General features: G+C 63.0%; 8 protein-coding genes and 2 tRNA genes. 6 read left to right on the top strand and 4 right to left on the bottom strand.

The window, feature by feature from the left end; translation table 11 throughout:
- Positions 1–44 precede the first annotated feature (44 nt).
- The 3 genes from IFT75_RS07605 to IFT75_RS07595 all read left to right on the top strand — a co-directional run bounded on the left by IFT75_RS07605 (position 45) and on the right by IFT75_RS07595 (position 3874).
- A complete protein-coding gene (locus tag IFT75_RS07605) occupies positions 45–2798 on the top strand; it encodes a response regulator (protein WP_192054487.1) in 2754 nt (917 codons plus the stop codon).
- Between the two features lie 50 nt (positions 2799–2848).
- Positions 2849–3289 carry a hypothetical protein gene (locus IFT75_RS07600; protein WP_192054088.1) on the top strand — a complete coding sequence of 147 codons (441 nt, stop codon included), beginning with the start codon at positions 2849–2851 and terminating at the stop codon, positions 3287–3289.
- Between the two features lie 144 nt (positions 3290–3433).
- Entirely contained in the window at positions 3434–3874 is a 441-nt protein-coding gene (locus IFT75_RS07595) for a CBS domain-containing protein (RefSeq protein WP_122478939.1), read from the top strand.
- 135 nt (positions 3875–4009) lie between these two features.
- Here IFT75_RS07595 and IFT75_RS07590 read toward each other — a convergent pair.
- Both IFT75_RS07590 and IFT75_RS07585 read right to left on the bottom strand, forming a co-directional pair.
- Positions 4010–4086, bottom strand: a tRNA-Asp gene (locus IFT75_RS07590).
- A gap of 19 nt (positions 4087–4105) precedes the next feature.
- Positions 4106–4181, bottom strand: a tRNA-Val gene (locus IFT75_RS07585).
- Between the two features lie 161 nt (positions 4182–4342).
- Between IFT75_RS07585 and rdgC the strand changes: the two genes are divergently transcribed.
- From rdgC to sugE, 3 genes are all read left to right on the top strand, one after another.
- On the top strand, positions 4343–5263 hold the full coding sequence (gene rdgC, locus IFT75_RS07580) for a recombination-associated protein RdgC (protein ID WP_122478941.1): 921 nt from the start codon (positions 4343–4345) through the stop codon (positions 5261–5263).
- Between the two features lie 297 nt (positions 5264–5560).
- Positions 5561–6517, top strand: coding sequence for a bile acid:sodium symporter family protein (locus tag IFT75_RS07575; protein WP_192054087.1), 957 nt, complete (start codon positions 5561–5563; stop codon positions 6515–6517).
- 116 nt (positions 6518–6633) lie between these two features.
- Positions 6634–6948, top strand: coding sequence for a quaternary ammonium compound efflux SMR transporter SugE (sugE, locus tag IFT75_RS07570; protein WP_122478945.1), 315 nt, complete (start codon positions 6634–6636; stop codon positions 6946–6948).
- A gap of 159 nt (positions 6949–7107) precedes the next feature.
- Here the strand turns inward: sugE and pepN are convergent, their stop codons facing one another.
- Positions 7108–9765 (bottom strand): aminopeptidase N, encoded by a 2658-nt coding sequence (gene pepN, locus IFT75_RS07565; protein WP_192054085.1) that lies wholly within the window; start codon positions 9763–9765, stop codon positions 7108–7110.
- Between the two features lie 12 nt (positions 9766–9777).
- Positions 9778–10608 (bottom strand): DUF2797 domain-containing protein, encoded by an 831-nt coding sequence (locus IFT75_RS07560; RefSeq protein ID WP_122479695.1) that lies wholly within the window; start codon positions 10606–10608, stop codon positions 9778–9780.
- Positions 10609–10633 lie beyond the last annotated feature (25 nt).

The following is a 10633-nucleotide window of genomic DNA, read 5'->3' as shown; positions in this document are numbered from 1 at the left end:
GCTGTATTTTCCCAGCATTGCTCAGTCAGAAAGGCGCCTGCGGCGTGTTGAAGAAACTCGGTATCAAAACCCGCGTGCTGTTGCTCGCGCTCATTCCGGCCACCTGCATGGCGCTGATCCTGGGGGGTTATTTCACCTGGATGCAGCAGTCCGACCTGCAGCGGCAGTTGCTGCAGCGCGGTGACATGATTTCCGAACAGCTCGCGCCGCTGGCCGCACCGGCACTGGCGGCCAAGGACCGCGAGCGCCTGGAGCGCATCGCCGCGCAATCCCTGGAGCTGACCGACGTGCGCTCGGTGACCTTCCTGGGGGCGGACAGGACCCTGCTCGCCCATGCCGGGCCGATGATGCTCAACGCGGTGCCGATCGGCAACAGCACGCACTCGCTGCAGCGCAGCGGCTTCGACGCCACGCGCTATCTGATGCCCGTGTTCGGCCGCCATCGCGACTTGGCCAGTGACGAGGTGCCCGGCGAAGTCGATCACCTGCTGGGCTGGGTCGAACTGGAACTGTCCCATGACGGCACCTTGCTGCGCGGCTACCGCAGCCTGTTCGCCAGCCTGCTGCTGATCCTCACCGGGCTGAGCATCACCGCGCTGCTTGCCGCGCACATGAGTCGCAGCATCAGTGCGCCGATTCGGCAGATCAAGGACACCGTCACGCAGATCAAGGACGGCAATCTGGAAAGTCGCGTACCGGCCATGGGCAGCCATGAAATGGACGCCCTGGCCGCCGGCATCAATCGCATGGCCGAAACCCTGCAGGACGCCCAGGAAGAACTGCAGCACAGCATCGACCAGGCCACCGAAGACGTCCGGCAGAACCTGGAAACCATCGAGATCCAGAACATCGAACTGGACCTGGCGCGCAAGGAAGCGCTGGAAGCGAGCCGGATCAAATCCGAATTCCTCGCCAACATGAGTCACGAAATCAGGACCCCACTCAACGGCATACTGGGGTTCACTCATCTACTGCAGAAAAGCGAGCTCACCCCGCGCCAGCTGGATTACCTGGGCACCATCGAGAAATCCGCAGACAGCCTGTTGGGCATCATCAATGAAATCCTCGACTTCTCGAAGATCGAGGCGGGCAAGCTGGTACTGGACAATATTCCCTTCAATCTGCGCGACCTGCTGCAGGACACGCTGACCATCCTCGCGCCCGCCGCCCATGCCAAGCAGCTCGAACTGGTCAGCCTGGTCTACCGCGACACCCCGCTGTCGCTGATCGGCGACCCGCTGCGGCTCAAGCAGATCCTCACCAACCTGGTGAGCAACGCCATCAAGTTCACCCGCGAGGGCACCATCGTCGCCCGCGCCATGATGGAGGACGAGAACGAAGACAGCGTGCAACTGCGCATCAGTGTCCAGGACACCGGTATCGGCCTGTCCGGCCAGGATGTGCGGGCGCTGTTCCAGGCCTTCAGCCAGGCCGACAACTCGCTGTCGCGGCAGCCCGGCGGTACGGGCCTGGGGCTGGTGATTTCCAAGCGTCTGGTCGAACAGATGGGCGGCGAGATCGGGGTCGACAGCACGCCCGGCGAGGGCTCGGAATTCTGGATCAGCCTCAATCTGCCCAAGGCCCGCGACGATGCCGAGGACCTGCCGTCGGCGCCCCTGCTCGGCCGTCGCATCGCGATCGTCGATGGCCATGAACTGGCGCGGCAGGCCCTGCAGCATCAGCTCGAAGACTGTGGCCTGGACGTCACCGACTTCAAGTCGCTGGACAAGCTGGTACTGGCCACCCACGCTGCGCGGCAGGCAGGCCAGCCGCTCGACCTGGCCGTGCTGGGCATCACCGCCCATGAGATATCGCCGGAACGTCTGGGCGTGCAGATTCGCGAGATCGAGCAGAGCGGCTGCCAGGTGCTGGTGCTGTGCCCGACTACCGAGCAAGCGCTGTTCCATGCCGCAGTGCCCAATGCGGATCGTCAGCTGCAGGCCAAGCCCAGCTGCACACGCCGACTGCGCCGTGCGCTGGCGGACCTGATCAACCCCAAGCAATTGCGCTACGAAAGCCCCGAGGGCAGCGGCGAGCGCGCACCGCGCGTGCTGTGCGTGGACGACAATCCGGCCAACCTGCTGCTGGTGCAGACCCTGCTCGAAGACCTCGGCGCCGAGGTGCGAGCGGTGGACAACGGTGCGGCAGCGATCAAGGCCGTACAGGAAGGCGGGCTCGACCTGGTGCTGATGGACGTGCAGATGCCGGAGATGGACGGCCGCGAAACCACCGAGCGCATCCGGCTGTGGGAAAGTGCCCAGACCGGTGCCGCCCTGCCCATCGTGGCGCTGACTGCCCATGCGATGGCCAATGAAAAGAGGGCCTTGCTGCAGAGCGGCATGGACGACTACCTGACCAAGCCCATCAGCGAACGCCAGCTGGCCCAGGTGGTGCTGAAATGGACCGGGCTGGCGCTCAGCGCGCAGGGCCTGGACAAGACCGCGGACCTGCCGCTGGAAAGCAATACCCTGCAGGTGCTCGATGCCGCCGAAGGCCTGCGCCTGGCGGCAGGCAAGGCCGATCTGGCCGCCGACATGCTGGCGATGCTGCTGGCGTCACTGCAGGCCGACCGCGAAGCCATTCAACTGGCGCGAATCAATGCCGATCAGAATGCCATGATCGAGCGGGTGCATCGCCTGCACGGCGCCACACGCTACTGCGGCGTGCCGCAACTGCGTGCGGCCTGCCTGCGCAGCGAAACCCTGCTCAAGCAGAACGATCCGGCAGCCTTGGCGGCGCTGGATGAACTGGACGACGCCATCACTCGCCTCGAGGAACAGGCCCGCGCGATGGCCTGAGGCCCCGCCGTGGCCGGCGTGCTAGCATGTCGCGTCTATTTGGAGGACCCATGGTCGAACACGATTTCCGCTTCAGTCTGCTCAACCCGCAGCACACCTTGATCGAGTGCCGCGCGCTCATGCCCGGCCGTTACCAGGTCACCGGCAACGGCGGCTCGATCCACAACACCGACACCCTGCTGGTCACCCTCAAGGGCAGCAAGGATCTTTCGATGCGCCTGGTGGTGGAGAAGGTCCGTCATCTGATCAACCTGCCTGGCCAGTGGGTGGCCGTGGCCACCGGCCCGGTGTTCGGCGAACTGGCGATCCATCAGTGGAAAGTCAATTGCGACAGCTGCGGCAAGGTCCTCGACTTCGAATTTGCGGTGGACGCCAAGCTCGGCACCAAGGCGCAGAAACCGGCAGCGGAGGTACGCATTGCCGAGCTGGGCTGGGCCAATCGCAATGGCAAGCATGTCTGCCGACAGTGCCAGGCCGCCCCGGCGGGCTGAACGCGGCAGCCGCATAACGCAGTTGGGCATGTGGTGTTCGCTTTGGGGATGCAGCGGACGGTGCGGAACGTGGACTAATTGACATGGCGCCACGGCACACGAGGGCGCTTTAGCTGCACTCGTCTTTCCCTGGAGCCATAGCCCATGAAAACCGTCGCGGAACTGTTGAAGAGTAAAGTCCAGCACAACCAGCAGGTGCACACCATCGAGCCGCAACAGATGGTGTTCGATGCCCTCAAGCTCATGGCGCAGATGAACGTCGGCGCCCTGCCGGTAGTGGTCGAGGGGCGCGTGGTGGGTATCGTCAGCGAGCGCGACTATGCACGCAAGATGGTGCTGCTGGGGCGCTCGTCGATTGGCACGCCGGTCAGCGAGATCATGAGCGCCCATGTGATCACCGTGACTCCCCAACAGAACATCGATCATTGCATGGCATTGATGACCGAGGGTCGTCTGCGCCACCTGCCGGTGGTCGACAATGGCCAACTGCTGGGGCTGCTGTCCATCGGTGACCTGGTCAAGGAAGCCATCGCCGAACAAGCCAGCCTGATCGAGCAGTTGCAGCAGTACATCCGCGGCGAATGAAGCAGCCAGCGTGGTAAACCCTGTGGGAGCGGTCCCACCGGTTGCCTGCGGGCAGGAATTCTGGACAAAAAAAAGCGACCCGAAGGTCGCTTGTTTTTTGCTTCAGAGAGTTCAAGGGCTCTGAGGCGGAATTAATGGCGCAGCGGACGGGACTCGAACCCGCGACCCCCGGCGTGACAGGCCGGTATTCTAACCGACTGAACTACCGCTGCGCGTAACACTGAGAGAGATTGGTGGGTGATGACGGGATCGAACCGCCGACCCTCTGCTTGTAAGGCAGATGCTCTCCCGGCTGAGCTAATCACCCTTTGTCTCTCGGTGTGGCGCGCATTCTACGGAGCGACCCAAACTCTGGCAAGCACTTTTTCAAAAAAATTTTCGAGGCCTTCCAAACACTTAGCACAGGGATGGCGTCGGCTTCGCACACGGAGAATAATGCCTGCCTAATGTTGAGGAGTGCTTCACCCCATGTGGTTCAAAAACCTGCTTGTCTACCGTCTTACCCAGGATATCCCCTTCGACGCCGAGGCTCTGGAAACCGCACTGGCGAGTAAACCGGCACGCCCATGTGCCAGCCAGGAACTGACCACCTATGGTTTCGTGGCGCCGTTCGGCAAAGGCGAAGACGCCCCGTTCGTGCATGTCAGCCAGGATTTCATGCTGATCGCCGCACGCAAGGAAGAGCGCATCCTGCCGGGCAGTGTCGTGCGTGACGCGGTCAAGGAGAAGGTCGAGGAGATCGAGGCCGAGCAGATGCGCAAGGTCTACAAGAAGGAACGCGACCAGATCAAGGACGAGATCATCCAGGCCTTCCTGCCGCGCGCGTTCATTCGTCGCTCGTCGACCTTCGCCGCCATTGCGCCCAAGCAAGGCTTGATCCTGGTCAACTCGGCCAGCCCGAAACGCGCCGAGGATCTGCTGTCGACCCTGCGTGAAGTGATCGGCTCGTTGCCGGTGCGCCCGCTGACCGTGAAGGTGGCGCCGACCGCGACCATGACCGAGTGGGTGAAGACGCAGAAAGCGGCCGATGACTTCCATGTTCTGGACGAGTGCGAGCTGCGCGACACCCATGAAGATGGCGGTATCGTGCGTTGCAAGCGCCAGGATTTGACCAGCGACGAGATCCAATTGCACCTGAGCACTGGCAAGCAGGTGACCCAGTTGTCGCTGGCGTGGCAGGACAAGCTGTCATTCGTGCTGGATGACAAGATGGTGGTCAAGCGTTTGAAGTTCGAGGAATTGCTGCAGGATCAAGCCGAGCAGGACGGTGGCGAGGAAGCGCTGGGGCAGCTGGATGCCAGCTTTACCTTGATGATGCTGACCTTCGGTGAATTCCTGCCCGTGCTGTTCGAGGCGCTGGGCGGCGAAGAGCTGCCCCAGGGGATTTGACCGGCAGCGCGCCCTTCGCGGGCAGAGCCCGCTCCCACAGGGGTTGCGCGATTTCTGTGGGAGTGGGCTCTGCCCGCGAAGGGGCGCTGCGGTGTGTCAGGCAGACCGTGGTGCGGCTTTCGCGGCCGCGGACCGCTCCTAAAGGGGGTGCGCGATTTCTGTGGGAGCGAGCGCTGCCCGCGAAGGGGCGCTGCGGTGTGTCAGGCAGACCGTGGTGTGGCTTTCGCGGCCGCGGACCGCTCCCACAGGGGTTTGCGGGTACCAACATGATGATTCTATATAAGAAGGAACTACCCCATGCGCGCCTTGGCCGCTTTGAGTCGCTTCGTTGGCAATACCTTTGCCTACTGGGTCCTGCTGTTCGCCATACTGGCGTTTCTGGCGCCTGAATGGTTCATCGGCCTCAAGCCGCTGATCGTGCCGCTGCTGGGCCTGGTGATGTTCGGCATGGGCCTGACCCTCAAGCTCGACGATTTTGCCGAGGTAGGGCGTCATCCGTGGCGCGTGGCGCTGGGCGTGGTTGCGCACTTCGTGATCATGCCAGGTGTCGCCTGGCTGTTGTGCCAGGTGTTCCATCTGCCGCCGGAGATCGCCGTCGGCGTGATTCTGGTCGGTTGCTGCCCGAGCGGCACCTCGTCCAACGTGATGACCTGGCTGGCCAAGGGCGACCTGGCGCTGTCGGTGGCCATCGCCGCGGTGACCACCCTGCTCGCCCCGCTGCTCACCCCTGCCCTGATCTGGCTGTTGGCTTCGGCCTGGCTGCCGGTATCGTTCATGGAAATGTTCTGGTCGATCCTGCAACTGGTCATGCTGCCGATCGTTCTGGGCGTCGTTGCCCAGAAGCTGCTCGGTTCGCGGGTCCAGCTGGCGGTCGATGTGCTGCCGCTGGTGTCGGTGGTGAGTATCGTGTTGATCGTCTGCGCCGTGGTCGCGGCCAGCCAGGCACGCATTGCCGAGTCGGGCCTGTTGATCATGGCGGTGGTGATTCTGCACAACAGTTTCGGTTTCCTGCTCGGCTACTTCACCGGCAAGCTGTTCAAGCTGCCGCTGGCGCAGCGCAAGTCATTGGCCCTGGAAGTCGGGATGCAGAACTCGGGACTGGGCGCGGCCTTGGCCAGTGCTCACTTCTCACCGCTGGCGGCGGTGCCCAGCGCCTTGTTCAGCGTCTGGCACAATATTTCCGGAGCACTGCTCTCGACCTATTTCCGGCGCATGGAAGGCACCGAGCCGGGCGCGTTGAAGACCGAACCTTGATCCGCCGCACTTGATCCATCGAGCAAGGATGGGCAACATGGTGTTCGGCGCCGGGACGACCCGGCGCCACTTTTCCTGCAAACGGGGACGACCCCATCTTCGATGAGGGTTTTTCCATGTCCTGGTTACTGTTGTTCTTCGCCGGTCTGTTCGAAGTGTGCTGGGCCATCGGCCTGAAGTACACCGACGGCTTTACCCGCCCCCTTCCTACCGTGTTGACCGTTGCCGCCATGGCGGCGAGCCTCGGCCTGCTCGGCCTGGCCATGCGTGAGCTGCCCTTGGGCACCGCCTATGCCATCTGGACCGGGGTCGGTGCGGTGGGTACGGTGATTGCCGGTATCGTGCTGTTTGGCGAGTCGATGGCGCTGATGCGGATGGTCAGTGTGGGTCTGATCATCCTGGGGTTGGTGGGGTTGAAGGTCAGCACCTGATTCTGTAGCAGTGGCGCGAGCCGCGTCCCGGTCTACGGTGTGCTGTCTGAGTCTGACATACCGTGGGTGCCGCCGACGCGGCTTGCGCCGCTGCTACAGGGATTGAGTTGTCTGTAGCAGCGGCGCAAGCCGCGTCCGGGAGCGCCGCTGTCACGCGGGTTACGCGAGGCTTTTGCTGACCACTTCGTAGACGTCGCTGGACAGCGGGCCGGAGGCGAGAATCCGTTCAAGCTCGGCTTTCATCAGTGCCTGCCGCGCACTGTCGTACTTTCTCCAACGGGTCAGCGGCGACAGTTGTCGCGAGGCGATCTGCGGGTTCAGGGCATTGAGCTCGATCACCAGGTCGGCCAGGAAACGGTAGCCCGAGCCATCGGCCGCATGGAAGTTGATCAGGTTCTGACCCGCGAACGCACCGATCAGCGCACGCACCTTGTTCGGATTCTTCAGGGTGAACGCCGGATGCTGCATCAGCGCCTTCACCCGCTGCAGCCCGCCCGGCAAGCCACTGGCCGCCTGCACGCTGAACCACTGGTCCATGACCAACGGGTTGTCCTTGAAGTGTTCGGCGAACGCTTCCAATGCACGGGTCTTTTCCGCGTCAAATGGCGAATTGACCAACACTGCCAGGGCCGTCAGGCGCTCGGTCATGTTGTCGCAGGCATCATATTGTTCGAGGGTAGCGGCGAGCACTTCGGGACGTCCGCTGAGCATCAGGTAGGACAACGCGATGTTCTGCAGCGCGCGGCGGGCGAAATGCTCTTTCTCGGCCACGTACGCAGTGGCCCTGGAGACCTCGCGATTGGCCTGGTAGCGCGTCCACAGCCCATCGAACAGACCGTCGGCCAGCTGCTTGCGGGCGAATTCGCGAGCGGCATGGATCGCGTCGACATCGGCCACTTCGCTGATCTCGGCCAGATAGGCCTCGCTGGGCAACGACAACATCTCGGCAACCATCGCCGGATCCAGTTGCGGATTCTCCAGCACGCTGGCCAGGGCCGTGAGCAGGCGTGGATCCATCGACAATGACTCGCCGCGCTGGTACTGGCCGATCATTTCCTGCAGCACCTGGACCGACAGCTGCTGGCCGGCATCCCAGCGGTTGAAACCGTCGCTGTCGTGCTGCATGAGGAACATCAGCTGGTCACGGGTATACGGGAAGATCAGTTTGACCGGCGCACTGAAGCCGCGCAGCAGCGACGGCAATGGTTGCTCGGCGATGTCGACGAAAGTGAACGTCTGCTCCGCCTCGGTCACCGCCAGCACACGGCTGGTACCGACCGCCGCGGCCTCGTCGCGCAAACGCAATGGCAGCTCGCGGCCACTGGCGTCCAGCAGGCCCAGCGCAACGGGAATCACGAATGGCAGCTTCTCGACCTTGTCCGGGGTCTCGGGGCAGCTCTGGCGCAGGGTCAAGCTGTAGGTGCGAGCTTGCGCATCGAAGTGTTCGCTTACCTGAAGGCGTGGCGTGCCCGCCTGGCTGTACCAGCGCTTGAACTGCTCGAGCTCGACACCGTTGGCGTCTTCCATCGCACTGATGAAGTCGTCGCAGGTCACGGCCTGGCCATCGTGACGCTCGAAGTACAGGTCGCTGCCCTTGCGGAAGCCTTCGGCGCCCAACAGGGTGTGCAGCATGCCGACCACTTCCGAGCCCTTCTCGTACACGGTCAAGGTGTAGAAGTTAGAGATCTCGATGAAGCTGTCGGGGCGCACCGCGTGGGCCATCGGGCCGGCATCTTCGGCGAACTGGTGGGTGCGCAGGTAGGCGACGTCCTGGATGCGCTTGACGGTCGGCGAATGCATGTCGGCGCTGAAGCCTGCATCGCGGTAGACGGTGAAGCCTTCCTTGAGCGACAACTGGAACCAGTCGCGGCAGGTCACTCGGTTGCCCGACCAGTTGTGGAAATATTCGTGGGCGACGATGGCCTCGACCCGCTGGTGGGCGGCATCGGTGGCGGTTTCGGCGCGGGCCAGCACGGCGCTGGAGTTGAAGATGTTCAGGCCCTTGTTTTCCATGGCTCCCATGTTGAAGTCGTTGACCGCGACGATCATGAAGATGTCCAGGTCGTACTCACGGCCGTAGGCTTCTTCGTCCCAACGCATGGACTTCTTCAGGCTGGTCATGGCGTGAGCGCACTTGTCGATGTTCTCCGGCTCGACATAGATGCGCAGCGCCACATCGCGACCACTGACGGTGGTGAAGCTGTCTTCCACGCACCACAGGTCACCGGCCACCAGCGCGAACAGGTACGCCGGTTTCACGAACGGGTCTTCCCAGGTGGCCCAGTGCCGGCCATCTTCCTGGGGACCGTTGCCGACCGGATTGCCGTTGGACAGCAGGATCGGATACTGCTGCTGGTCGGCGATCAACGTGGTGGTGAAGCGGCTCATCACGTCGGGACGATCAAGGTAGTAGGTGATCTTGCGGAAGCCTTCGGCTTCGCACTGGGTGCAGAACATGCCCGTGGACTTGTACAGGCCTTCCAGTGCGGTGTTGGTTTCGGGGTGGATGCGCACGCTGGTGTCGACGGTGAAAGCCTCGCTGCGCGGCTGCAGGGTCAGGCTATCGGCGCTCAGCTGGTAGTCGGCGGCACCCAGGTCGCTGTCGTCGAGCTTGACGCCGAGCAGCTCCATCAACTCGCCGTCGAGCACCAGCGGTGGCAGCCCGGCACCACGCGCCGGGTTGCGGCGCATGACCAACTGCGCGTGGACCAGGCTGTGATCGTCGAACAACTCAAAGGTCAGGTGCGTCTCGTCGATCAGATAATCGGGCGCCTGATAGTCTTTCAGGTAGATCATTTTCGGTTGTTCGGTACGCATGCGAAAACCCTTCTACTGATGCACGGCCAATTGGTAAGCCGTGTACTTGCGAATATTGATGACGCCGGAGTCGAAGATCAGGTATTGACCCTTGATGCCCAGCAACGTGCCTTCGGCGATGGGGTTCTTGTCCAGGTTGAAGCTGGCGATCTTGCTCGGGTAGGTGTGCACCGGGTAGCGGATCTCGATGGGGTCCACATCGTTCAGGGCCTGGATCGCCTGCAGGCCGAAGCGATCCTGCAGCATGTGGATACCGGCCGCGCAGCTGTCGAACAGTTGCTCGCGGATGGCCACCAGGTCCACCGCCGGGGCGTCACCCTTGAGCAGCGCGCGCCAGTTGGTGCGGTCCGCGACCTGCGAGCGGAACAGGTCTTCGACCAGCCCGGATTGCTGGCGGGTCGCCACGCGCATGATCGGCAGTGCCTGGCTGGCGCCCTGGTCGAGCCAGCGGGTAGGCAACTGACTGGCCCGGGTGATGCCGACCTTGACCCCTGAAGAGTTGGCCAGATAGACCACATGATCGGTCATGCAGAACTGCTCGCCCCAGGCCGGATCGCGGCAGGTACCGGCGTCGTAGTGGCATTTTTCCGGAGCCATGATGCACACGTCGCACTGGGCCAGCTTGGTCATGCAGGGGTAGCAGTAGCCTTGGCTGAAACTGGTCTTGGTCTTGCGCCCGCAGTTCACGCAGTGGATAGCGCCGAGAAACTCCAGGCGCAGCTTGCTGCCGATCAAGGGATTGACGGCAATCTGCGTATCGCCCAGACGCAGCTGGTATTGCACCACTGGCGCCTCGAGCTGTGCGGACATCTTGCTGGCCGCACCGCGACCGAGCTCTTGCAGGGTGTCTTGCGCAAAGAGATCGCAG

This window comes from Pseudomonas sp. CFBP 8758, from assembly GCF_014841725.1.
Classification (GTDB): Bacteria; Pseudomonadota; Gammaproteobacteria; order Pseudomonadales; family Pseudomonadaceae; genus Aquipseudomonas; species Aquipseudomonas baltica.
This window is presented reverse-complemented; position numbering and strand designations above follow the sequence as displayed.

What these genes read in the sequence shown, in the direction of transcription:
- IFT75_RS07600 (WP_192054088.1), top strand. Translation starts at nt 2,849, where the DNA reads ATGGTCGAACACGATTTCCGCTTCAGTCTGCTCAACCCGCAGCACACC.
- IFT75_RS07595 (WP_122478939.1), top strand. Translation starts at nt 3,434, where the DNA reads ATGAAAACCGTCGCGGAACTGTTGAAGAGTAAAGTCCAGCACAACCAG.
- rdgC (WP_122478941.1), top strand. Translation starts at nt 4,343, where the DNA reads ATGTGGTTCAAAAACCTGCTTGTCTACCGTCTTACCCAGGATATCCCC.
- IFT75_RS07575 (WP_192054087.1), top strand. Translation starts at nt 5,561, where the DNA reads ATGCGCGCCTTGGCCGCTTTGAGTCGCTTCGTTGGCAATACCTTTGCC.
- sugE (WP_122478945.1), top strand. Translation starts at nt 6,634, where the DNA reads ATGTCCTGGTTACTGTTGTTCTTCGCCGGTCTGTTCGAAGTGTGCTGG.
- pepN (WP_192054085.1), bottom strand. Translation starts at nt 9,765, where the DNA reads ATGCGTACCGAACAACCGAAAATGATCTACCTGAAAGACTATCAGGCG.